The sequence below is a fragment of the Modestobacter sp. SYSU DS0904 genome, from assembly GCF_054051115.1.
This window is the reverse complement of record NZ_JBJHAQ010000022.1, coordinates 1-22,938: the sequence shown is the minus strand read 5'-3', so window position 1 is coordinate 22,938 and position 22,938 is coordinate 1. Positions and strand designations below refer to the sequence as shown.

The following is a 22,938-nucleotide window of genomic DNA, read 5'->3' as shown; positions in this document are numbered from 1 at the left end:
CGACGAGGACTGCTCGGCGGGCCATCCGGCTCCGGTGCGGCGAGGAGGTGCGTGGGCGTCCTGCCCTGGTTATGGTCGGAAGCGGCAGCTGAACCGGGGCCGAACCGTGCGACCGAGACCGCGCCTGCACGCCTCGTGCCCCCGTCCGTCCCCTGCTGGGGACGGGGCTCCCGGGGAGGGCTCATGAAGACCTGGCTCGACGCGTGGCCGGTGGTCCGGCAGCTCACAGGAACCGATCCGCTCGGCCGCGGGAACGCCGTCCGGAGCGAGCGGACCAACTCCCTCGTGCCCCGCACGGCCACCGCCGACCGGGTCGTGCAGAGCATCTGCCCCTACTGCGCCGTGGGGTGCAGCCAGCGGGTGTTCGTGCAGGACGAGAAGGTCACCCAGATCGAGGGCGACCCCGACTCGCCGATCAGCCGCGGCCGGCTCTGCCCCAAGGGCGCCGCCAGCAAGAGCCTCGTCACCAGCCCCACCCGCCAGACGAAGGTCCGCTACCGCAGGCCCCACGGCACCGAGTGGGAGGACCTCGACCTCGACACGGCGATGGACATGATCGCCGACCGGGTGATCCGCACCCGCCGCGAGACCTGGCAGGAGGAGGTCGACGGCAAGCGGGTCAACCGGACCATGGGGATCGCCAGCCTCGGAGGGGCCACCCTCGACAACGAGGAGAACTACCTCATGAAGAAGATCTACACCGCGCTCGGGGCGGTGCAGGTCGAGAACCAGGCGCGGATATAGCACTCCTCGACGGTCCCCGGGCTGGGGACCACGTTCGGTCGCGGCGGCGCCACGATGTTCCAGCAGGACCTCTCGAACTCCGACTGCATCGTCATCCAGGGTTCCAACATGGCCGAGGCCCACCCGGTGGGCTTCCAGTGGGTGATGGAGGCCAAGGCCCGCGGGGCCACGGTGATCCACGTCGACCCGCGGTTCACGCGGACCAGCGCCCTGGCCGACCTGCACGTGCCGCTGCGCGCCGGCAGCGACATCGCCTTCCTGGGTGGGCTGATCAACCACGTCCTGCAGAACGGGCTGGAGTTCCGCGAGTACGTGGCCGCCTACACCAACGCGGCGGCGATCCTGCGGGAGGACTTCCAGGACACCGAGGACCTCGACGGGCTGTTCTCCGGCTACGACCCGGAGAAGGGGCAGTACGACGAGACGACGTGGCAGTACGAGGGCACCCAGGTGACCGCGGCGGCGGGGCAGCGGCAGGCACCCAAGCCGGGGGCGTCGGGGAGCGGGCCCGCACCGGACGCGGAGGAGCACTCCGAGGGTGGCTCGGAGCAGGCCGGCAGCGGTGGGATGCCCGTGGCCGGCAAGCCGCAGCGCGACGAGACGCTCCAGCACCCGCGGTGCGTGTTCCAGGTGCTGAAGCGGCACTACGCGCGCTACACCCCGGAGCTGGTCCACGAGGTCTGCGGCATCGAGCCGGCGGTCTTCCGCAAGGTCGCCGAGGCGCTGACCAGCAACTCCGGCCGGGAGCGCACCAGTGCCTTCGTGTACTCGGTGGGCTGGACCCAGCACACCGTCGGTGTCCAGTACATCCGCGCCGCGAGCGTGCTGCAGGCGCTGCTGGGCAACATGGGCCGCCCCGGCGGCGGCATCCTGGCGCTGCGCGGGCACGCCAGCATCCAGGGGTCGACCGACATCCCCACCCTCTACAACATCCTCCCGGGCTACATCCCGATGCCGCACGCACGCGAGGACCGCGACCTGGACGACTTCGTCGCCGAGGCGGCCGGCACCGTCGGCTACTGGGGCAACATGCGGACGTACGCGGTCAGCCTGCTGAAGGCCTGGTGGGGGGACGCCGCGCAGCCGGAGAACGACTTCTGCTTCGACCACCTGCCGCGGCTGACCGGGGACCACAGCAACTACCAGACGGTCGCGCAGCAGATCCAGGGCACCGTGCCCGGGTACTTCCTGGTCGGGGAGAACCCGGTGGTGGGCAACGCCAACGGCAGGATGTCCCGGCTGGGTCTGGCCAACCTCGAGTGGCTGGTCGTCCGCGACCTGCAGATGACCGAGTCGGCGACGTTCTGGGAGAACGGGCCGGAGATCGAGACCGGCGAGCTGGTGACCGAGGAGATCCCCACCGAGGTGTTCTTCCTGCCCGCCGCGGCGCACGTGGAGAAGGACGGCTCGTTCACCAACACCCAGCGGCTGCTGCAGTGGCACTCGCAGGCCGTGGAGCCCCCGGGCGACTGCCGCAGCGATCTGTGGTTCTACTTCCACCTCGGCCGGATCATCCGCGAGAAGCTGGCCGGTTCTCCCGATCCCCGGGACCGGGCGATCCTGGACCTCACCTGGGACTACCCCACCCACGGCCCCGTGGCGGAGCCGAGCGCGCACGCGGTGCTCCGCGAGATCAGCGGGACCGGTGCGGACGGCACGGCGGTCGACGGCTACACCGCGCTGAAGGACGACGGATCCACCAGCTGCGGCTGCTGGATCTACTCGGGCGTCTTCGCCGAGGAGGTCAATCAGGCCAACCGCAAGAAGCCGCACACCGAGCAGGACCTGGTGGCCGCGGAGTGGGGCTGGGCCTGGCCGATGAACCGCCGCACCCTCTACAACCGCGCCTCCGCCGACCCCGAGGGCCGGCCGTGGAGCGAGCGGAAGAAGTACGTGTACTGGGACGACGATCAGGAGAAGTGGACCGGCCCGGACGTGCCGGACTTCCAGCCGACCAAGCGGCCCGACTACGTGCCCCCCGAGGGAGCCACGGCCGAGGATGCGCTGGCCGGCACGGACCCGTTCATCATGCAGGGCGACGGCAAGGCGTGGCTGTTCGTGCCGGCGGGCCTGGCCGACGGGCCGATGCCGAGCCACTACGAGCCGGCGGAGTCACCGGTGGCCAACCCGCTGTACTCGCGGCAGGCCAACCCGGCGCGCCTGGAGATCCGGGGTGCGTGGAACCGGGCCAACCCGGCGATGAACGACGTCTTCCCCTTCGCGGTCACCACCTACCGGCTGACCGAGCACCACACCGCCGGGGGCATGAGTCGCACCCTCGAGTACCTGTCCGAGCTGCAGCCGGAGTTCTTCTGCGAGGTGAGCCCGGAGCTGGCCGCCGAGCGCGGGCTGGAACACATGGGCTGGGCGACGCTGGTGAGTGCCCGCGCCGCCATCGAGGCGCGGGTGCTGATCACCGAACGGATGCGGCCGCTGCGGGTCGCCGGGCGGGAGCTGCACCAGGTCGGCATCCCGTACCACTGGGGGCAGAACGGCATCACGACCGGCGACTCGGCCAACGACCTGCTCGGCGTGGTGATGGATCCCAACGTGCACATCCAGGAGTCCAAGGTGGCCACCTGCGACATCCGGCCCGGCCGGCGTCCGCGCGGCCCGGCCCTCGTCGAGTTCGTCGAGGACCACCGCCGCCGGGCGGGCGTCGCCAGCGGACGGCTGGGCCCCAACGGACGAGCCCCGATCGAGGAGCGGTCATGACGACGATCAGCTCGGCGACCACCGCCTTCTCCGGGGACGATCCGCACAACCGGCTGTTCGGTCCGGTCCCGGACGTCGCCGGCGACCGCGGCTACGACGGGGATCACCCGCCGCGGGTCGGCTTCTTCACCGACACGTCCGTCTGCATCGGCTGCAAGGCCTGCGAGGTCGCGTGCAAGGAGTGGAACACGCTGCCTATGGACGACGCCCGGGGCAACCGCAGCGTGCTTGGGCTGACCGGGGAGTCCTACGACAACACCGGGATGCTCGGCGCGAACAGCTGGCGGCACGTGGCCTTCGTCGAGCAGAGCCGTACGGTGGACCTGCCCATGCCCACCGTGGGGCGACCGGACGCCGTCGGCAGCCCGCGTCCGCTGGAAGACCCGCCCGTCGTCCACGAGCGCGTCCCCGCGTCCGCGACGACGGCGGAGCAGAGCCCGCCGCAGCAGGCCTCCGCCCAGGATCGCGAGGTCCGGTGGCTGATGAGCTCGGACGTGTGCAAGCACTGCACCCACGCCGCGTGCCTGGACGTCTGCCCGACCGGGTCGCTGTTCCGGACCGAGTTCGGCAGCGTGGTGGTGCAGGAGGACATCTGCAACGGCTGCGGCTACTGCGTCCCCGCGTGCCCGTACGGGGTCATCGACCAGCGGGAGGACGACGGGCGGGTGTTCAAGTGCACCCTCTGCTACGACCGGCTGACCGACGGGCTGCAACCGGCGTGCGCCAGCGCGTGCCCCACCGAGTCGATCCAGTTCGGCGACCTCGACGCGCTGCAGGCCCGGGCGGATGCCCGCCTCGCGGCCCTGCAGGAGAAGGGGGTCGAGGGAGCGCGGCTCTACGGCCGGGACGAGCGCGACGGCGTCGGGGGAGCGGGGGCGTTCTTCCTCCTGCTCGACGAACCGGAGGTCTACGGCCTGCCGCCGGACCCGGTCGTCACCACCCGAGACCTGCCGTCGATGTGGCGCCACGTCGCCACGGGCGCGGCGATGGTCGTCGGTCTGGTCGCATCGGCATTCGTGGGGCGACGCCGGTGACAGTGGGGGAGGCCGGACCCGGGACGCCGGCCGCCGGGTGGCGACGGGCGGACGGGGCGCCTGCCGCGGACCGGGAGCTGGTCCGGCGGGAGCGGCGGCGCGCGCCGCGTCCGGGTGAGTCGGTGGTGGGGGAGGCGGAGTTCGCCTCCTACTACGGGCGGCCCATGGTCAAGCCGCCGGTGTGGAAGACCCTCGACGTGCCGCTGTACCTCTTCCTCGGCGGAGCCGCCGGGACGTCGGCGCTGCTGGGCAGCGCCGCCGAGCTGACCGGCCGACCTGCGCTGGCCCGGGCAGGTCACCTGACCGCGGGCGGGAGTGCGCTGGTCTCGGTGGCCTTCCTCATCCACGACCTGGGCCGGCCCGCGCGCTTCCTCTACATGCTGCGGGTGTTCAAGCCGACGTCGCCGCTGTCGGTGGGCTCCTGGATCCTCGCGCCGTTCAGCGCGCTGGCCACCGCCACCGCCGGCGCGCACGTGCTGAACCGGTTCCCGCAGCTACGACGGCTGTCCGGGGTTGGGGCGGCGGTCCTCGGTGGACCCATGACCACCTACACCGCGGCGCTCCTCGCCGACACCGCGGTGCCGTCGTGGCACGAGGCGCACCGGCAGCTGCCGTTCGTCTTCGCGGGTTCGGCCATGGCCGCGGGAGGCGGCATCACGAGCGCCCTCACCCCCGTGGACCAGGCGTCGCCGGCCCGGAAGGTGGCGGCGGTGGGTGCCGCGATCGAGCTGGGGATGATGCACCGGGTCGAGCGCGACCACGGGCTGGTCAGCGAGCCCTACCGGATCGGTCGCGCCGGGAAGCTCCTGAAGGCTGCCCGCGCCTGCACGGTCGCCGGTGCGGCACTGCTGCTCGCCGGCGGCCGGTACCGCGCGCCGGCCACCGCCGGCGGGGTGCTCGTGGCGGCGGGCTCGGCGCTCACCCGCTTCGGGATCTTCGACGCCGGCATGGCCAGTGCGAGGGATCCCCGGTACACGGTCGAGCCGCAGCGGGCCCGCGCGGCCGAGCGGGACGCCGCGGAGGCCGGAGGGCGCACGTCGTCCTGACTGCTGCACGCCGACGCCCGATCCTGGTGCTGCTTGGTGGCCAGCAGGGACACCAGCAGGACGACCACCACCCCGAGGACCATGATCGGCGGGCCACCCGCCGGATCGGCCGGCTCGTAGCTCAGGACGCCGTACTCCCGCTCACCCTGACCATCCCCGAAGCGGCAGAGGCCCTCGGCATCTGAGCGCGCTCGATACGAGCTGATCGCGACGATGTTGCCCACGCGGAGCACGACCGGTCGGTCAGCTCCGCCAGCTCGCGCAGCGACCGGCCGGCGGCGTACTGCCCGAGCGCGAACCACTCCGCCAGGGCCTGTCCTGCCGGGTCCGGGCCGGCAGTGTGGCGCCCCGCCGTCGGCGCTGCCCCCTTGGGGGGAAGCCGGCCGCGCTCCACGCTTCGGTGACGACGCCGCCGGACACCTTCGGCCCATGATGTTCAGGGCAACGGCGCCGCTGCCGTGGGATGAGCTGCACATCCAGGCGTGTGGTGATGACGGGGAGCCGGACTGGTCCACGATGGTGGTCACCGGCCCGACCAGGCAGCGTGACGCCCGGGGACTCACCACCCTGCAGTGGAGCGTGTCGGTGCAGTGCGAACCACCCGCCGAAGACGCCGCCGCAGCGGACTGACCCTCAGTCGCGTGCTGCTGGGGCGGTGCGGCCCGGGAGCCCGTCACCGTGGCGATCAGGGCAACGCCGGTCATGGTGGGGGTCGATGGCGATCCACGCCGTAGCAGTGAGCTCCGGCAGCGTGGCGACCCGCACCCGGGGATCGTGCGCGACGGCGTGAAGCGGTCCCGATGCGTGCCACGATGCGGACATGAAGACCGTCCTCGCGGTCGTCGCCGTCCTCGCCATGCTTGCCGCGGGCATCGTCGGCATGGTGCTGGGGGAGGGCGATGACTCGCCCGGCCTCCAGGGACTGGGCGGTCTGCTGACTCTGGGTGCCGTCGCGCTCGGCATCCGCGCCACGCGACGGGGCAAGCCACAGGCGAGCCAGGGCCACTGACCCACGTGCGGCGGCCGATGGCCGGGTGTGCGCTGGTCTCGATGATCAGGTGAAGGGCCTCCGCCGGCCACGGGGGTAACCGGCGGAGGCAGCGGCGACGATACATGCGGAACCCGGCGTTTCCGCAAGGCGTCGCTGTAGCTCCAGTCATCCTCGGGTTGACCGGGAGACGTGCCGGCGCCGCAGCTCCGAGCCTGGCTCCTCGCCCTCGAAGGCGGCACGGGGGTGCGGCCGTCGCAGCCGATGGTGGACCCCGCAGCAGGCTGGCGCGTTCCTCGACTCAGCCGCCAACGACGACCCGCACGCCCTCTGGCACCTGGTCGCGTTCCGCGGCCTGGTGTTCTCCAAGGCCGACGGCGCCGCCTGGTGCCCGACAGCGTGTCCCAGCGGTTCGACCGGCTGGTCATCCGCACCGGACAGCCGCGAACATGCAGGTCAGACTGAGTGGGGCGGGTGGGGCTCGAACCCACGACCCAGGGATTATGAGTCCCATGCTCTGACCGGCTGAGCTACCGCCCCAGGGCGTTCACGCTAGCGGTCGCCCTCAGCCGGCCAGCACGGTGCTGCCCAGCACCCGCCCGTCGGCGTCCAGCGCCTCGACGGCCAGGTACGCCGGGTCGCCGTCCACCGGGACCGCCGTCTCGAACCCGGTGCGCCGCACCGGGTCGCCGGCCACCGCGCGCTCCTCGTCGTCCCCGCTGACGAGCCGCCACGAGACCACCTCGGTGGCGCCGTTCCAGCTGACGTGCACTGCGCCGGCCGCCAGCACCGCGTCCGGTGGTCCGGTGGGCCGCCCGACCCACTGGTCCCGGTACGCCCGGTAGTTGTCACCGGCGCCGAGCGCCACGTCGGAGAGCAGCGTGCCGTCGGCGGCGAACTCCGAGTAGAACGGCCGCGAACCCCACCCGATGAACACGGTCCCGTCCGGCAGTTGCTGGAAGCTGCCCTGGCTGCCGGCCAGCCGGTCGGGGTCGGGCGGCAGGTACTCGGTGACCACGGTGGCCGTCATCGCCTGCTCGTCGAGTGCCAGTCGCAGCCCCCGTGAGGTGGGGCCGATGTCCGGCTCGGACTGGTTGTCGAACAACGTGAGCGTGCCGTCGGCCTGCCGCTCGGCGTCGTGCTGCCAGGCGAACTCCGCGCCCGCACCGAGGTCGAAGTCGCTCGCCTCGCCGCCGAGGGTCCACTCGACGGCCCCGGTCGCCCGGTCGAGGTCGTACACCGCCCAGGTGTTGCGCGCGGAGACCAGCAGCGACCCGTCGGCGTCCTCGGCGACCGAGTTGACGTGGAACCAGTCGAACGGCTTCTCCTCGATGCCGCCGTCGTCGGGCAGTTCGCTCTTCGTCTGCTCCAGCGGCACGTGGTCCAGGGCGCTCCACTCGAACACCACCTCGCCGGTGGCGACGTCCACCTCCTGGATGACGCCGTCCCAGACCCAGCCGTCCTCGGGGCCGCCCACCGGCCTGAGGTCGTGCTCCTGCTTGACGTAGGCGGTCAGCAGCATCGTCCCGTCGGCGGTCAGCCGGCCCTCGTGGAAGTCGGCCTGGCCCGCGTCCAGGTCGCCGCCGGTGGTGACCGTGCCGATCTCCGCGTAGGACTCGTCGACGAGCACGAACTCCCCGGCGCCCAGGCCGACGACGGGGCTCTCGCCGCGCCACCAGGTGAGCACCGGTTCGCCCCGGAACTCCTGCACCCGGACGTCGTAGGCGCGCCCGTCGGTGGGCTGGACCCAGACCGGCTCCCCGGCGTCGTCGACGATCAGCACCCCGGTGAGCGGTGCGCCCTCGCTCTTGGGTCCCAGGAACACCAGGGACCCGTCGGGCGCGCGGGCCGGGCCGCGGGCCTCGATCTCCAGGTCGGGGGCCACCAGGTCGGGCCGGCTGACGAAGGCCAGCGCCGGCCCGGTGCTCGCCGCCGCGGCGGGGGCCGCCTCGTCACCGCTGCAGGAGGTCAGCAGCAGTCCGAGGCACGCCGCCGCCGCGATCGGCCGGGGTCGTCCGCGGTGCATTCCTGGAGAGTCTCAGGACCGCGCAACTCGAGCGCTCACCCGCAGTCCCCATCGGGCTGCTGGACCGCCGCTAGCCTCGACCGGGTGCGCGCAGAGGAATCAGGCAGTTCAACGGTCCCCGTCCCCGATGGTGGCCTCCGCACCTCACCCGGCCACGTGGTCCGCGGTCTGGCGATGGGCGCCGCGGAGGTGGTGCCCGGGGTCAGCGGCGGCACCGTCGCGCTGGTGCTCGGGGTCTACGAGCGGCTGATCGACGGAGCCGGGCACGTCGTCACGAGCCTGCGGTACGCGGTGACCGGCCGGTTCGCCGAGGCGCGTGCGGAGTTCGGCCGGGCCCACTGGTGGACGATCCTCCCGCTGCTGGCCGGCATGGTGGTCGCCGTCGTCGCCGGCGCCCGGCTGCTGGAGCCGCTCATCGAGGACCACCCCGTCGGGGCCCGGGCGGTCTTCTTCGGGATGGTGCTCTTCTCCATCGTCGCGCCTGCCCGCATGGTCGGGCGCTGGTCGACCCGCGACGTCGTCGTCGCGGTGCTCGCGGCGGTCGCCGCCTTCCTGCTCACCGGGCTGCCGCCGGGCGGCGACGCGAACCCCCCGCTGCCGGTGGTGGTGCTCGCCGCCGCGGTGGCGATCTGCGCGCTCGTGCTGCCCGGCATCTCCGGGTCGTTCATCCTGCTCACCCTCGGCCTGTACGGCCCCACGCTCGCGGCGGTCAACTCCCGCGACCTCGCCTACGTCGGGGCCTTCGCGCTGGGCGCCGCCCTCGGCCTCGGGTTGTTCGTCAAGGTGCTCCAAGCGGCCCTGCGCTCCCACCACGCGCTGACGCTGGCGCTGATGACCGGCCTGATGGTCGGCTCGCTGCGCGCGCTGTGGCCGTGGCAGACCGAGGAGCGCGCGTTGCTCCCCCCGGACGACAGCGGGCTGCCGATGTTCGCCCTCGCGCTCGGTGCCGGCCTCGTGGTGGCCGCCGCCCTCGCGCTGCAGATCCGGCTGGACCGGCGCGCCGCAGCCGAGGCTCTGGCCGAACGGGCCGGCTGACCCGCAGACTGGACGACGACCGGGCGGGCCAGCAGTCCACATCGTGAGATGGACATTTACTGCCTTGATCGTCCACTTCTCGGCACAAAAGCCGTGGTCGCGGCGCGCCTCACTCGTCCCACTGGTCACATCGGGCCCCGGGCGTCTCGTCCGTTCCAGATCGCACTGGCGCGCTGAGCAACCGGTCGGGCAGACTGACGACCGGTTGCTCCTGGAGCCGCCGTAGTGCGAACGCAGCACCACCGAACACGACAGGTCCGTTGGGGAAGACGAACCAGTCGAGTCGATGGAGGTGCGCCGTGCAGCGACGGTCAACCCAGGGTGTCGTCTTCGTGCACGCGTGCCCGAAGGCGTTGTGCCAGCACGTCGAATGGGCGCTCGAGCGCGTCGTCGGCGCGCCGGTGTCTTTGACGTGGGCTGACCAGCCCGTGGCGCACGGCTCCTACCGTGCCGAGATCGCCTGGACGGGCGCCCCCGGCACCGGGGCCAAGCTCGTCGCTGCCCTCAAGCAGTGGCCGATGCTGCGCTTCGAGGTGACCGAGGAGGCCAGCCACGGCAACGACGGTGAGCGCATGTCCTACGTGCCCGGCCACGGGGTGCACCGCGCGCCGGTCAGCGCCAACGGCGACCTGGTCATCAGCGAGCAGCAGCTGCGGCACCTCGCCGCCACCGCCACCTCGGTGGAGGCCTTCCGGCACGGCGTCGACATGCTGCTCGGCGCTGCCTGGGACGCCGACCTGGAGGCCTACCGGTACGCCGGCGACGCCGCCCCGGTCACCTGGCTGCACCAGGTCGTCTAGTGCTTCGATCTTCGGCCCCGTCCGGAGGCTCGCCCCGAGCTCGCGAGGGGTGAGACGGACGGGGTCCTTCGTGGCCCGGCGCCCCTCCACGGGGTGCCGGGCCGTTCGTCGTCCTCAGAGCGGGATGTTGCCGTGCGCGCCCCGGCCGGCCGGGGTCTCCGCCAGCGCGGCCACCAGCCGGCGCTTGGTCTCGGCCGGGTCGACGACGTCGTCCACGACGCCGATCTCCCGGGCCCGGTTCACCCCGCCGGCGATTCGCTCGTGCTCCTCGGCCAGCTGGGCGTGCAGTGCCTCTCGCTCCCCGGGCGGGGCGGCGGCGAGCTTCTTGCGGTGCAGGATGCCGACCGCGGCCTTGGCGCCCATGACGGCGACCTCCGCCCCCGGCCACGCGAAGACCGCGTTGGCGCCCAGGGAGCGGGCGTTCATCGCGATGTAGGCGCCGCCGTAGGACTTGCGGGTCACCAGCGTCACCCGTGGCACCACGGCCTCGGCGAAGGCGTGCAGCAGCTTCGCGCCGCGGCGCACGACGCCGTCCCACTCCTGGCCGACGCCGGGCAGGTAGCCGGGGACGTCGACCAGCACGACCAGCGGCACCCCGAAGGCGTCGCACATCCGCACGAACCGGGCCGCCTTCTCCGCCGACGCGGAGTCCAGGCAGCCGCCCAGCCGCAGCGGGTTGTTCGCGATCACCCCGACGGTGCGCCCGGCCAGCCGGCCCAGCGTGGTCACGATGTTCGGCGCGAACCGCGGGTGCAGCTCCAGGCCGGGGCCGTCCAGCAGCGCGGCGACCAGCGGCTTCACGTCGTAGGCGCGGTTGCGCTGCTCGGGCAGCAGTGCCATCAGGTCGACGGCAGGCTCGTCCTGGGCGGGGGCGAAGCTGCCCTGCGCGGCCAGCAGGTCGACGGCGGTGCGGGCGGTCTCCAGCGCCTCGGGCTCGGTGTCGGTGACCACGTGCACGACGCCGGAGCGCCGTCCGTGGGTGTCCGGGCCACCCAGCTGCTCCTGGTCGACGACCTCACCGGTGACCGACCGCACGACGTCCGGGCCGGTGACGAACACCCGCCCGGCCGGACCCATGATCACCAGGTCGGTGAGCGCCGGACCGTAGGCGGCGCCGCCGGCGGCGGGGCCGAGGACGACGGAGATCTGCGGCACCCGCCCCGAGGCCCGCACCATCGCGGCGAACACCTCGCCGACCGCGTGCAGGGCGGTGACGCCCTCGGCGAGCCGGGCGCCGCCGGAGTGCCAGATGCCGACGACCGGCACCCGCTCGCGCAGCGCGGTGTCGATGGCGTCGACGATGTGCCGGCACCCGTCGAGGCCCATCGCCCCGCCCATGATCGTGGCGTCGGTGCAGTAGGCGATCGTCGGGGAGCCGGCGACGGTGCCCCGCCCGGCCAGCACCCCGGAGGTGTCGCGGGCGGCCAGCAGCTGCAGCGAGCCCGGGTCGAAGAACCGGGCGAGCCGGCCCTCGGGGTCCCGGGGGTCGACGGTGGCGACCGGCGGCGCGGGGGTGGCGGTGGTCATGAGCAGCTCCTCAGAGCGAGTGAGGTCCGGCCCCCTTGCAGGGGCCCGCCACGAGCTGGCGAGTGGTGGGGGGCAAGGGGGTCCTTCGTCATGCCGTGGTGAAGACCAGGGCCATGTTGTGGCCGCCGAACCCGAAGGAGTCGTTGAGCGCCGCGGAGAACGTGGCCTTGCGCGCCTCGTGCCGGACGATGTCCAGCGCCTGGACCGAGGCGTCGTCGTCGAGGTCGTCCAGGTTCGCCGTCGCCGGCACCAGCTGGTCGCGCAGCGCCAGGATGGTGAAGACCGACTCCAGCGCGCCGGCCGCGCCGAGCAGGTGCCCGGTCTGGCTCTTGGTGGCGGTGACCAGCGGGTGGTCGCCGATGGCGTTGCGGATCGCGGAGGCCTCGGCGGTGTCGCCGATCGGGGTGGAGGTGGCGTGCGCGTTGACGTGGCCGATGTCGCCGGGGGTGAGCCCGGCGTCGCGGATCGCCGCGGCGATCGCCCGGCCGGCGCCCTCACCCTCCGGGTGGGGGGCCACCAGGTCGTAGCCGTCGGCGGTCGCGCCGGCGCCGGCGAGGCGGCCGTGGATCCGCGCGCCCCGGGCCCGGGCGGCGTCGCCCCGCTCCAGGACGAGGGCGCCGGCGCCCTCGCCGAGGACGAAGCCGTCGCGGCCCTTGTCGAAAGGCCGGGAGGCGCGCTCGGGCTCGTCGTTGCGGGTGCTCATGGCCCGCATCGCGGCGAAGCCGGCCATCGGCAGCGGGTGCACGCAGGCCTCGGTGCCACCGACGACGACCATGTCGGCGCGGTCGAAGCGCAGCAGGTCCAGGCCCCAGCGGATCGCCTCGGCGCCCGAGGCGCAGGCGCTCACCGGGGCGTGCACGCCGGCCTTGGCGCCCACGGCCAGGCCGACCGCGGCGGCCGGGCCGTTGGGCATGAGCATCGGGATGGTGAAGGGGGAGACGCGCTTGGGGCCCTTGGCCTCCAGGACGTCGTCCTGGTCGAGCAGGGTGACCGCGCCGCCGATGCCGGTGCCGAAGACGACGGCGATCCGCTCGGGGTCGACGCCGGAGTCGGCGCCGGCGGCGTCGCGCCAGGCCTCCTCGGCGGCGATCACGGCGACCTGCTGGCTGCGGTCCAGCCGCCGGATGCGCACCCGGTCGAGGACGTCGGCCGGTTCGACGGCCAGCCGGGCGACGAGCTGGGCCGGGAACTCCTTGACCCAGTCGTCGGTGATGCGGCTGACCCCGGACCGGCCGGCCAGCAGCGCTTCCCAGGTGGAGACGACGTCACCACCGAGGGGCGTGGTGGCCCCGAGCCCGGTGACGACGACGTCGGCGGTGGGCGTGCTCATGACTTCCTCCTGGAACTGGCTGGCCGGACGGCCGGGGGGAGAGCGAATGGAAAGGCCACCCTTCAGGGGCCCGCGCCGAGCCTGCGAGGCGTGGGGGGAAGGGTGGTCCTCTTACTGGTTCTTCTCGATGTAGGACATGGCGTCCCCGACGGTCTTGATGTTGCCGAGCTCGTCGTCGGGGATGGCCACACCGAACTTGTCCTCGACGGCGGTGGCGATCTCCACCATCGACAGCGAGTCGACGTCGAGGTCCTCGGTGAAGGACTTCTCGGGGGTGGCGTCGGCCGGCGCGACACCGGCCACCTCCTCCAGGATCTCGGCGAGGCCGGCCTGGATCTCTGCGGTGCTGGGCACGCGGGGTCCTCTCTCTGGCTGGGGTGTGGCGGGGCCGGGTGGCCCTGCCGTCGACCGGGACGGCGTCCCGGCGGGTCTGTTGATCGGTCAGGGCAGGCGGAGCACCTGGCCGGCGACGGTCAGCCCGGCGCCGTAGCCGAGCACCAGCGCCAGGTCGCCGCTCTTGGCCTCGCCGGACTCCATCAGCGCGGTGAGCGCGAGCGGGACCGATGCCGCGGAGGTGTTGCCCGACTGCACGACGTCCCGGGCGATGACGGTGTCCTCGCCGAAGCCGAGCTTCTTGGACATCGACTCGATGATCCGGAGGTTGGCCTGGTGCGGGGCGAACACGTCGATGTCGGCGGCGGTGACGCCGGCGGACTCCATGGCCTCGACGAGCGTGCTGGTCAGCTTGGTGGTGGCCCAGCGGTACACGGCCTGGCCGGCCATCGCCATCGTCGAGGTGCCGGGGGCGATCTCGATGGCGGTGTACTGGTCGCCGTCGCTGCCCCAGGCCACCGGGCCGATGCCGGGCTCGTCGGAGGGGCCGATCACCGCCGCGCCCGCGCCGTCGGCGAAGATCACCGCGGTCGAGCGGTCGGTGAGGTCGGTGACGTCGGTGAGCCGCTCGACGCCGACGACGAGCACGTGCCGGGCGTCGCCGGTGCGGATGGCGTTCGAGGCCACCCCCAGCGCGTAGCAGAACCCGGCGCAGCCGGCGTTGAGGTCGAAGGCGCCCGGGCGGGGGATGCCCAGCCGGTGGGCGACCTGCGGGCCGATGCCCGGGATCGGGGCGGTCAGGCTCGCGCTGGCGACGATCACCAGGTCGACCTGGTCGGGGGCCAGCCCGCCGGCGGCCAGCGCCTTGCCGCCCGCGGCGACGGCCATGTCGACCAGCGTCTCGTCCTCGGAGGCCCAGCGGCGCTCGGCGATGCCGACCCGGGACTGGATCCACTCGTCGTTGGTGTCCATCACCTGGGCGAGCTCGTCGTTGGTCACCCGGCGGCGCGGGCGGTAGGCGCCCAGGCCGAGGATGCTCGCGCCAGGGGCCCCTTCCCGCAGCTTGATGGCGGTCACGCGGACACCTCCGGGTAGAGACGGGCGATCGGGTCACCGGCGTCGACGAGGTCGCCGTCGGCCACGAGCCACTCGGCGAGGACGCCGTCGTAGCCGGCGGAGACGTTGACCTCCTCGCGGCGGCTGCGGATGCAGCCGAGCGGGGTGCCGGCCGGCAGGTGGGTGCCCTCGGCCACGTCGGCCGGGTTGACCGTGCCGCGGGCGGGGGCGACGACGACCCGCCAGTCGGGGGAGTGCTCGGCCTCCGCGCGCCCGCGCTCGGCGGCGATGAGCTCCCGCGCGCGGTCGAGGTCGGCGGGCTTGGTCAGCGCCAGCACCTCGATGTCGCTGCCCTTCCACTCCCGCTTGGCCAGGCCGGCGAGCGCACCCGCCGGGGGCAGCTCCAGGACGGCGGTGACGCCGAGGTCGCGCAGCGTGCCCAGGCACGCGTCGAACCGGACCGGGCTGGTGACCTGGCTGACCAGCCGGGAGAGCACCTCGGCGCCGCTGTCGACCGCGGCCCCGTCGGCGTTGGACAGCAGCAGCCGGCTCGGGGCGGCCGGGCTCAGCCCACCGATCAGGCCCTCGAGCTCCTCGCGGGCGCTCGCCATGAACGAGGTGTGGAACGCGCCGGCGACCGACAGCGGCATGATCCGCGCCTTCTCCGGCGGGTCGGCCTTGAGCGCGGCGAGACCCTCCAGCGACCCGGCGGCGACCACCTGGCCACCACCGTTCAGGTTCGCCGGGGTCAGCCCGTGGCGCTCGATCGCGGCGAGCACCTGCTCGGGGTCGCCGCCCAGCACGGCGGACATCCCGGTCGGCGTCTGCGCGCAGGCCCGCGCCATCGCCCGGCCGCGCACCGCGGTCAGCGCGATCGCGGCCTCGACCGACAGCACGCCGGCCAGCGCGGCGGCGGTCAGCTCGCCCACCGAGTGACCGGTGATGACGACGTCCCGGCCGGCGGCGGGGGCGTGCACCACCGGACCCGGCATCCCGCCGAGCTCGCGGGCGATGAACAGGCTCATCGCCACGACGAGCGGCTGGGTGACCGCGGTGTCCTTGATGGCCTCGGCGTCACCGGTGGTGCCGAGCTCCAGGAGGTCGGCGTCGGCGATCGCCCCGGCCCAGCGGAAGAACGACTCCGCGCCGGGGAGGTCGAGCCAGTCGGTGAGCATCCCGGGCTTCTGGGCACCCTGTCCGGGGGCGAGAACGGCCAACACGCCACAACCCTGGCAGGTGTCGGGCCGTCGCGGAGCCGGAAGATCCACGAATTACTGCGGGCGGTCTTTGGAGGAACCCTCTAAAAGACCGGTCTCAAACGGCTCCAGGTGACGCGTTGTGGTGGGGGACGCCACAATGGCCGACCCGTTCAGTGCCAGAGCGACCGGGCGCCCTCGAGCCGGTTCAGCGCCAGCGCCAGCTGCAGGGTCCACGCCCCGCGGGGGTCGGTGATCGAGCAGCCGGTCAGCTCGGTGGCCCGCTTGAGCCGGTACCGCACGGTGTTCGGGTGGACGAACAGCGCCCGCGCCGTCCCCTCCAGGTTGCCCCCGTGCGCGAGCACCGCGCGGACGGTCTCCAGCACCTCCCCGCCGGCGGCCTCCAGCGGACCGGCCACCCGCTCGGCCAGCGCCGTCCGGGCCATCGGGTCGCCGTCGAGGGCGCGCTCGGGCAGCAGGGCCTCGGCGTCCACCGGGCGGGGCGCGTCCGGCCAGGCCGACGCGGCGCGCAGCCCGGCGAGCGCCGCGGCCGCGGACTCGCCCGCCCGGGCGAGCGAGTCGACCTGCGGGCCGACGACGACCGGGCCGGGGCCGAACTCCCGGCACACCCGCTCGGCGACGGCGGTCAGCCCGCCCGGATCCGCCACGCCGCCGAGCACCACGACCAGCTTGTCCGCGTGCACCCCCACGAGCACCTCGCTGCGCAGCGAGCGCGCCGCCCGCCGGACGCCGGCGCGGGAGTCCCGCTCGGCCGGCGGCGCCGCACCCACCAGCACCAGCACCGGGCCGGTGGTGGCCCAGCCCAGTGCCGCGGCCCGCCCGGGCAGCTCCTCGGAGCGGTCGCCGCGGACCAGGGCGTCGACGACGAGGGCCTCCAGCCGCGCGTCCCACGCCCCGCGGTTCTCCGCGAAGCTGGCGTAGACGTGCGCGGTGGCGAAGGCGACCTCCCGGCTGAACTGCAGCACGGCCAGCCGCAGCGGTTCGGCCTCGCCGGGCTCGGCGACCTGGCCCACCCGGGCCTCGACCACCTCGACGGTGACCTTGATCAGGTCGACGGTCTGCTTGAGCGGAACCGCGCGGGCCAGCTCCCGGGGTGCGGCGCCGAAGACCTCGCCGGTCAGCCGGGGCGGGCGGCCGGGGTTGCGGCACCACTCGACCAGCGAGGCGATGCCCGCCTGGGCGACCAGGGTGACCCAGGACCGCTGGTCGGCCGGCATCGCCCGGAACCAGGCGAGCTCCTCGTCCATCCGGGCGACCGCCTGGGTGGCCAGCGACCCGGAGGCGCGCTCCAGCCGGCGCAACGTCGCCTCCGACGGGCGCACGCGCGCAGGTCGCGCCGGGGTGGTGTCCTCCACGGCGGTCAGGGTGTCACGGCGGCGTCGGTCGGGGACCCTGGTGTCCGTGCACACACCTCATGCGGATCAGGTTGCGACGTGAGCGGGCTGGACTCGCGGGTGCTGCTCGACCCGGCGGACGGGTCGCTGGGCCCGCTGCTGCGGCTGGCCGACGACCGGCTGCCCGGGGGAGCGGGCTACGGCCGGCACGCCCATCGGGACGTCGACGTCGTCGCGGTGGTGCTGCGGGGCTCGGTGCGGCACGCCTGGGGCCGGGAGGCGGTGGTCGGCCCGGGCGACGTCGCGGTGCTGCGGGCCGGCCGCGGGCTGGAGCACGACGAGGTCGCCGGTGCCGACGGCGCGCACGTCGTCCAGACCCACCTGCGGGCCGCGGCGCCCGGGGCGCAGCCGGCGCACGACGTCCTGCTGCGCCCGTCCGGCTGGATCGACCTCGACCGGTCCGACGCCCGGCTGTGGCTGGGGACGGCGGGCCCCGACGTGCCGCCGGGGTTGCGGGTGGTCGCCGGCGACGACGGTGTGACGGCGACGGTCGGGGAGGGGCCGGTGCCCGGGGACGGCGTCGTCCTGGTCTGGCAGCTGGACACCGCCCGGCCCGCCTGGGCCGACTGACCCTCACGGGATCCTGAGCGTTGCTACAGACTGGCCCGCATGCCTGCCGATGCACCCGCCGCTGACCTGTTCGCCGCCGCCCGGGCCGACGCCGACCGCACCCTGGACCTGCGTCGCCGGCTGCACCGCCGGCCGGAGATCGGGCTGCACCTGCCGGAGACGCAGGCCGCCGTCGTCGAGGCCTTCGTCGACCTGCCCGTCGAGCTGACCACCGGCACCACCACCAGCTCGGTGGTCGGGGTGCTCCGCGGCGCCCGCCCCGGGCCGACGCAGCTGCTGCGCGCCGACATGGACGCGCTGCCGGTGCAGGAGGACACCGGGCTGCCCTTCGCCTCCGAGGTGCCCGGGGTGATGCACGCCTGCGGCCACGACACCCACGTGGCGATGCTGCTGGGCGCGGCCCGGCTGCTCGCCGAGCGCCGGGACCAGCTGGCCGGGCAGGTCGTGTTCATGGTGCAGCCGGGGGAGGAGGGCTTCCACGGCGCGCGCGCCATGCTCGAGGAGGGGCTGCTGGACGCCGTCCCCGAGGCGCCGGTGAGCGGCGCGTTCGCGCTGCACATCTCCACGATGTTCCCGACCGGCACGATCAACGTGCGGCCCGGGCCGATGATGGCCTCGGCCGACCAGTGGACGATCACCGTCCACGGCCGGGGCGGGCACGCCTCCACCCCGCACCTGGGCGCCGACCCGGTGCCGGTCGCCGCGGAGATCGTGCTCGCGCTGCAGTCGATGGTGACCCGCACCGTCGACGTGTTCGACCCGGCGGTGGTCACCGTCGGCCACCTGGAGGCCGGCACCACCGACAACGTCATCCCCGACTCGGCGCTGCTGCACGGCACCATCCGCACCCTGTCGGCGGAGCGCCGCGCGCAGGTGCTCGCCGCGGTGCAGCGGGTCGGCGAGCACGTTGCCGCCGCCCACGGGCTGACCGCGGTGTTCGAGCGGATCGAGGGCTACCCGGTCACCGTCAACGACGCCGGCGTCGCCGCGGCGGTCACCGGGGCGGCCGCCGCGGTGCTCGGGGCGGACGCCAGCCGGGTGATGCCGGTGCCGCTGATGGGCGCGGAGGACTTCTCCTACGTGCTGGAGCGGGTGCCCGGCGCGATGGCCTTCCTCGGCGCCTGCCCGCCCGAGCTCGACCCGGCCACCGCGCCGGGCAACCACTCGAACCTGGTGGTCTTCGACGAGGACGCGCTGCCCGCGGGTGTCGCCCTCTACGCCCGGATCGCGCTCGACGCCCTGGCGGGTTGAGCCGCCCCACCTGACGTGGAGCCGTGCCGTGACCCGGCTCCACGTCAGGTGCAGAGGGTCCAGCCGGGTCGGCGACGGCCCCGGAACGCGGAACGGCCCGCCTCCCCGAGGGGAGGCGGGCCGTTGCCGTGGAGCCGGTGGGTCAGGTGGCCGGGTGGTCGTCCGAGCGCTGCTCGGCCGGGGCCTTCTCCTCGTCGCCCACCTGGTACTTCTCGACCGCCTGCCGGACGACGTCGCGCTCGATCTCGCCGCGCTGCGCCAGCGAGGCCAGCGTGCGGACGACGATCGACTCGGCGTCGACCTGGAAGTGCCGGCGCAGCGCCGGGCGGGTGTCGGACAGACCGAACCCGTCGGTGCCGAGCGAGGCCAGGCCACCGGGGACGAACGGCGCGATGAGGTCGGGCACCGCCTTCATCCAGTCCGAGACCGCCACGACCGGGCCGGGGGCGTCGGTCAGCTGCCGGGTCACGAACGGCACCTTGGGCTCCTCGGCCGGGTGCAGCAGGTTCCACTCGTCGGCCTCGACGGCATCCCGCCGCAGCTCGGTCCAGGAGGTCACCGACCAGACGTCGGCGGACACCCCCCAGTCGTCGGCCAGCAGCTGCTGCGCCCGCAGCGCCCACGGCACGGCCACCCCGGAGGCGAGCACCTGGGCCTTGGTGCCGTCCTCCAGCTGCGGGCCCTCGGCGTAGCGGTACATGCCGGCCAGCAGGCCGGTGACGTCCAGGCCCTCGGGCTCGGCCGGCTGCTGGTAGGGCTCGTTGTAGATCGTCAGGTAGTACATGACGTTCGGGTCGCGGTGCCCACCCAGCGGCGCGCCCGGGTCGTTGCCGAACATCCGGGCCAGGGCGTCCTTGGTGATGTGCCCGACCTCGAAGGAGAACGCGGGGTCGTAGGTGACGACGGCGGGGTTGGTCGCGGCCAGCAGCAGCGAGTGCCCGTCCTCGTGCTGGAGCCCCTCGCCGTTCAGCGTCGTCCGCCCGGCGGTGGCACCGAGCAGGAACCCGCGGGTCATCTGGTCACCGGCGGCCCAGATCGAGTCGCCGGTGCGCTGGAACCCGAACATCGAGTAGAAGATGTAGATCGGGATCATCGCCTCGCCGTGCGTGGCGTACGAGGTGCCGGCGGCGGTGAACGACGCCGCGGAGCCGGCCTCGTTGATCCCCTCGTGCAGGATCTGGCCCTGCTCGGACTCCTTGTAGGCCAGCATCAGCTCGCGGTCGACCGACGTGTAGTTCTGCCCGTGCGGGTTGTAGATCTTCTGCGTCGGGAAGAGGGAGTCCATCCCGAAGGTGCGCGCCTCGTCGGGGATGATCGGCACGAACCGCGGGCCGAGCTCCTTGTCCTTGATCAGCTCCTTGAGCAGCCGGACGAAGGCCATGGTGGTGGCCACCTCCTGCTTGCCCGAGCCGCGCTTGAGGACGTCGAACGCCTTGTCGTCGGGGGTCTTCAGCGGCTTGTGCTCCGACCGGCGCCGGGGCATCGACCCACCGAGCTGCCGGCGCCGCTCGAGCATGTACTGCATCTCGGGGGAGTCCGGGTCGGGCTTGTAGTAGGGCGGCAGCGTCTTGTCCAGCTGCTCGTCCGGGATCGGGATCTCCAGCCGGTCGCGGAAGCCCACGAGGTCCTCGGCGGTCAGCTTCTTCATCTGGTGCGTGGAGTTGCGGCCCTCGAAGTGGCTGCCCAGCGACCAGCCCTTGATGGTCTTGGCGAGGATGACCGTCGGCTGGCCCTTGTGGTCCGTCGCGGCCTTGTAGGCGGCGTAGACCTTGCGGTAGTCGTGCCCGCCGCGGGCGAGCTGCCAGACCTCGTCGTCGGTCATGCCCTCGACCAGCTTGCGCGTGCGCGGGTCGCGGCCGAAGAAGTGCTCGCGGACGAAGGCGCCGTCCTCGGACTTGTAGGTCTGGTAGTCGCCGTCCGGCGTGGAGTTCATCAGGTTGACCAGCGCACCGTCGCGGTCGGCGGCCAGCAGCTTGTCCCAGCCGTGGCCCCAGATCACCTTGATGACGTTCCAGCCGGCGCCGCGGAAGAAGGACTCCAGCTCCTGGATGACCTTGCCGTTGCCGCGGACCGGGCCGTCGAGGCGCTGCAGGTTGCAGTTGATGACGAACGTGAGGTTGTCCAGCTCCTCACGGGCGGCCAGCCCGATCGGGCCGAGCGACTCCGGCTCGTCGGTCTCGCCGTCGCCCAGGAACGCCCACACGTGCTGGTCGGCGGTGTCGGCGATGCCGCGGTTGTGCAGGTAGCGGTTGAACCGCGCCTGGTAGATCGCGTTCAGCGGGCCCAGGCCCATGGAGACGGTGGGGAACTCCCAGAAGTCCGGCATCAGCCGGGGGTGCGGGTAGGACGACAGCCCACCCCCGGGGTGGCTGACCTCCTGGCGGAACCCGTCGAGCTGGTGCTCGGTCAGCCGGCCCTCGAGGAAGGCACGGGCGTAGATGCCCGGGGAGGCGTGGCCCTGGAAGTAGATCTGGTCGCCGCCGCCGGGGTGGTCCTTGCCGCGGAAGAAGTGGTTGAAGCCGACCTCGTAGAGCATCGCGGACGACGCGTAGGAGGAGATGTGGCCGCCGACGCCGATCCCCGGCCGCTGCGCCCGGTGCACCATGATCGCGGCGTTCCAGCGGATGGCGTGGCGGATCTTCCGCTCGGCCTCCAGGTCACCGGGGAACCACGGCTCCTGCTCCGGCGGGATCGTGTTGATGTAGTCGGTGCTGCGGAGCGCGGGGACGCCGACCTGCTGCTCACGGCTGCGCTCGAGCATGCGGAGCATCAGGTACCGCGCGCGGTTGCGGCCGGCGTGGTCGACGACCGCGTCCAGGGACTCCAGCCACTCCTGGGTCTCGTCCGGGTCGGTGTCGGGCAGTTGGCTGGCCCGCCCGTCGGTGATGACCGCGCGGGGGGTGCCGGTGGTGCGGGCGGGGTCTCCGTCCGACTGCTGCGGTGCGCTCATGCGCACATCGTCCCCTGTCGGGGCGGCGCGCGTCACGCGGCCCGCCCGGAGCGTCCCCCAGGAGTCGTCCGGCGGGCTCCGGAGGCCTCGCGCAGCGGGGTGCGGAACCGGCCGGCAGCGGGTCGGCCGACACCCGATGAGCCGGTCGGGTATCGCTGAGGGGCTCCGAACCAGCAGACTGTCGGTCCACCGGCACCCGCGGGCCGCGTGATCGTGCGCAGGACCGGCGGAACCGATCTACTGGGACACATGGAGGACGAGCAGGGATGAGCGTCGACTCGGGCAGCACCAGCATGGCTGCCCGGCTGGGGATCAAGCCGGGCATGGTCGTGCAAGAGCTCGGCTGGGACGAGGACGTCGACGAGCAACTGCGCGACTCCGTCGAGGAGCTGTCGGGCAGCGAGATGGTCGACGAGGACTCCGACGAGGTGGCCGACGTCGTCCTGCTGTGGTGGCGGGAGGAGGACGGCGACCTGATCGACGCCCTCGTCGACTCCATCGCCGCGCTCGCCGACGACGGGGTGGTGTGGCTGTTGGTGCCCAAGTCCGGACGCCCCGGCCACGTGGAGCCCGGTGACGTCACCGAGGCCGCTCCGACGGCCGGCCTGCAGCAGACCTCGAGCATCTCGGCGGCGAAGGAGTGGTCGGGCATCCGGCTGGTCACGCCGAAGGCGGCACGCCAGCCCCGCCGCTGACGAAGGACCCCGTCCTCCTCATCCCTCGCAAGCTCGGGACGAGCCTCTGGACGGGGCCGACGGCGGGACCCTGCGAGGGGGCCGTTCCAGCACGTCACCGAGCTCGGGACGAGCCTCTGGACGGGGCCGACGGCGGGACCCTGCGAGGGGGCCGTTCCAGCACGTCACCGAGCTCGGGACGAGCCTCTGGACGGGGCCGACGGCGGGACCCTGCGAGGGGGCCGTTC

Annotated in this window: 16 protein-coding genes, 1 tRNA gene and 1 pseudogene; 9 read left to right on the top strand and 9 right to left on the bottom strand. The window is 73.5% G+C overall.

The window, feature by feature from the left end; translation table 11 throughout:
* Positions 1 to 183: 183 nt before the first annotated feature.
* From fdh to ACI79U_RS14395, 4 genes and pseudogenes are all read left to right on the top strand, one after another.
* A pseudogene (gene fdh, locus ACI79U_RS14410) lies at positions 184 to 3,459 on the top strand (formate dehydrogenase).
* Positions 3,456 to 4,493 (top strand): 4Fe-4S dicluster domain-containing protein, encoded by a 1,038-nt coding sequence (locus ACI79U_RS14405; protein ID WP_457069513.1) that lies wholly within the window; start codon positions 3,456 to 3,458, stop codon positions 4,491 to 4,493. The pseudogene fdh and the gene ACI79U_RS14405 overlap by 4 nt, the downstream one beginning before the upstream one ends.
* Before the next feature lie 122 nt (positions 4,494 to 4,615).
* The gene (gene nrfD, locus ACI79U_RS14400; RefSeq protein ID WP_457069511.1) at positions 4,616 to 5,539 is read left to right on the top strand and encodes an NrfD/PsrC family molybdoenzyme membrane anchor subunit; all 924 of its coding nucleotides are present in this window, start codon (positions 4,616 to 4,618) and stop codon (positions 5,537 to 5,539) included.
* Positions 5,540 to 6,359: 820 nt separating this feature from the next.
* Positions 6,360 to 6,548: a hypothetical protein gene (locus ACI79U_RS14395; protein WP_457069509.1), complete on the top strand. Its 189-nt coding sequence runs from the start codon at positions 6,360 to 6,362 to the stop codon at positions 6,546 to 6,548.
* Between the two features lie 445 nt (positions 6,549 to 6,993).
* Here ACI79U_RS14395 and ACI79U_RS14390 read toward each other — a convergent pair.
* Positions 6,994 to 7,067, bottom strand: a tRNA-Ile gene (locus ACI79U_RS14390).
* A 25-nt stretch (positions 7,068 to 7,092) separates the two neighbouring features.
* Positions 7,093 to 8,553, bottom strand: a complete 1,461-nt coding sequence (locus ACI79U_RS14385; protein ID WP_457069507.1) for an arylsulfotransferase family protein — start codon at positions 8,551 to 8,553, stop codon at positions 7,093 to 7,095.
* A 174-nt stretch (positions 8,554 to 8,727) separates the two neighbouring features.
* Here ACI79U_RS14385 and ACI79U_RS14380 point away from each other — a divergent pair, with 174 nt between their 5' ends.
* Both ACI79U_RS14380 and ACI79U_RS14375 read left to right on the top strand, forming a co-directional pair.
* Positions 8,728 to 9,588 carry a DUF368 domain-containing protein gene (locus ACI79U_RS14380; protein WP_457069505.1) on the top strand — a complete coding sequence of 287 codons (861 nt, stop codon included), beginning with the start codon at positions 8,728 to 8,730 and terminating at the stop codon, positions 9,586 to 9,588.
* Positions 9,589 to 9,887: 299 nt separating this feature from the next.
* On the top strand, positions 9,888 to 10,388 hold the full coding sequence (locus ACI79U_RS14375) for a DUF3145 domain-containing protein (RefSeq protein ID WP_457069503.1): 501 nt from the start codon (positions 9,888 to 9,890) through the stop codon (positions 10,386 to 10,388).
* 114 nt (positions 10,389 to 10,502) lie between these two features.
* Here ACI79U_RS14375 and ACI79U_RS14370 read toward each other — a convergent pair whose 3' ends face one another.
* The 6 genes from ACI79U_RS14370 to ACI79U_RS14345 all read right to left on the bottom strand — a co-directional run bounded on the left by ACI79U_RS14370 (position 10,503) and on the right by ACI79U_RS14345 (position 17,206).
* A complete protein-coding gene (locus ACI79U_RS14370) occupies positions 10,503 to 11,915 on the bottom strand; it encodes an acyl-CoA carboxylase subunit beta (RefSeq protein ID WP_457069501.1) in 1,413 nt (470 codons plus the stop codon).
* A gap of 88 nt (positions 11,916 to 12,003) precedes the next feature.
* Positions 12,004 to 13,245: a beta-ketoacyl-[acyl-carrier-protein] synthase family protein gene (locus tag ACI79U_RS14365; RefSeq protein WP_457069499.1), complete on the bottom strand. Its 1,242-nt coding sequence runs from the start codon at positions 13,243 to 13,245 to the stop codon at positions 12,004 to 12,006.
* 111 nt (positions 13,246 to 13,356) lie between these two features.
* Positions 13,357 to 13,599 (bottom strand): acyl carrier protein, encoded by a 243-nt coding sequence (locus tag ACI79U_RS14360; protein WP_457069497.1) that lies wholly within the window; start codon positions 13,597 to 13,599, stop codon positions 13,357 to 13,359.
* A gap of 87 nt (positions 13,600 to 13,686) precedes the next feature.
* On the bottom strand, positions 13,687 to 14,655 hold the full coding sequence (locus ACI79U_RS14355; RefSeq protein WP_457069495.1) for a beta-ketoacyl-ACP synthase III: 969 nt from the start codon (positions 14,653 to 14,655) through the stop codon (positions 13,687 to 13,689).
* Positions 14,652 to 15,854: an acyltransferase domain-containing protein gene (locus ACI79U_RS14350; protein ID WP_457069493.1), complete on the bottom strand. Its 1,203-nt coding sequence runs from the start codon at positions 15,852 to 15,854 to the stop codon at positions 14,652 to 14,654. The genes ACI79U_RS14355 and ACI79U_RS14350 overlap by 4 nt, the downstream gene beginning before the upstream one ends.
* A 149-nt stretch (positions 15,855 to 16,003) precedes the next feature.
* Entirely contained in the window at positions 16,004 to 17,206 is a 1,203-nt protein-coding gene (locus tag ACI79U_RS14345; RefSeq protein ID WP_457069491.1) for a PucR family transcriptional regulator, read from the bottom strand.
* A 78-nt stretch (positions 17,207 to 17,284) separates the two neighbouring features.
* On the opposite strand from ACI79U_RS14345, the gene ACI79U_RS14340 reads away from it, so the two are divergent.
* Positions 17,285 to 17,815, top strand: a complete 531-nt coding sequence (locus ACI79U_RS14340; protein WP_457069489.1) for a pirin family protein — start codon at positions 17,285 to 17,287, stop codon at positions 17,813 to 17,815.
* Positions 17,816 to 17,854: 39 nt separating this feature from the next.
* Complete coding sequence (locus tag ACI79U_RS14335; RefSeq protein WP_457069487.1) at positions 17,855 to 19,066, top strand: M20 metallopeptidase family protein; 1,212 nt, start codon at positions 17,855 to 17,857, stop codon at positions 19,064 to 19,066.
* A gap of 142 nt (positions 19,067 to 19,208) precedes the next feature.
* Here ACI79U_RS14335 and aceE read toward each other — a convergent pair whose 3' ends face one another.
* Positions 19,209 to 22,016 (bottom strand): pyruvate dehydrogenase (acetyl-transferring), homodimeric type, encoded by a 2,808-nt coding sequence (gene aceE / locus ACI79U_RS14330; protein ID WP_457069485.1) that lies wholly within the window; start codon positions 22,014 to 22,016, stop codon positions 19,209 to 19,211.
* 266 nt (positions 22,017 to 22,282) lie between these two features.
* Between aceE and ACI79U_RS14325 the strand changes: the two genes are divergently transcribed.
* On the top strand, positions 22,283 to 22,711 hold the full coding sequence (locus ACI79U_RS14325) for a DUF3052 domain-containing protein (RefSeq protein ID WP_457069483.1): 429 nt from the start codon (positions 22,283 to 22,285) through the stop codon (positions 22,709 to 22,711).
* Positions 22,712 to 22,938: the final 227 nt, after the last annotated feature.

What these genes read in the sequence shown, in the direction of transcription:
- ACI79U_RS14380 (WP_457069505.1), top strand. Translation starts at nt 8,728, where the DNA reads ATGGGCGCCGCGGAGGTGGTGCCCGGGGTCAGCGGCGGCACCGTCGCG.
- ACI79U_RS14325 (WP_457069483.1), top strand. Translation starts at nt 22,283, where the DNA reads ATGAGCGTCGACTCGGGCAGCACCAGCATGGCTGCCCGGCTGGGGATC.
- ACI79U_RS14385 (WP_457069507.1), bottom strand. Translation starts at nt 8,553, where the DNA reads ATGCACCGCGGACGACCCCGGCCGATCGCGGCGGCGGCGTGCCTCGGA.
- ACI79U_RS14365 (WP_457069499.1), bottom strand. Translation starts at nt 13,245, where the DNA reads ATGAGCACGCCCACCGCCGACGTCGTCGTCACCGGGCTCGGGGCCACC.
- aceE (WP_457069485.1), bottom strand. Translation starts at nt 22,016, where the DNA reads ATGAGCGCACCGCAGCAGTCGGACGGAGACCCCGCCCGCACCACCGGC.
- ACI79U_RS14405 (WP_457069513.1), top strand. Translation starts at nt 3,456, where the DNA reads ATGACGACGATCAGCTCGGCGACCACCGCCTTCTCCGGGGACGATCCG.
- ACI79U_RS14335 (WP_457069487.1), top strand. Translation starts at nt 17,855, where the DNA reads ATGCCTGCCGATGCACCCGCCGCTGACCTGTTCGCCGCCGCCCGGGCC.
- ACI79U_RS14370 (WP_457069501.1), bottom strand. Translation starts at nt 11,915, where the DNA reads ATGACCACCGCCACCCCCGCGCCGCCGGTCGCCACCGTCGACCCCCGG.
- ACI79U_RS14395 (WP_457069509.1), top strand. Translation starts at nt 6,360, where the DNA reads ATGAAGACCGTCCTCGCGGTCGTCGCCGTCCTCGCCATGCTTGCCGCG.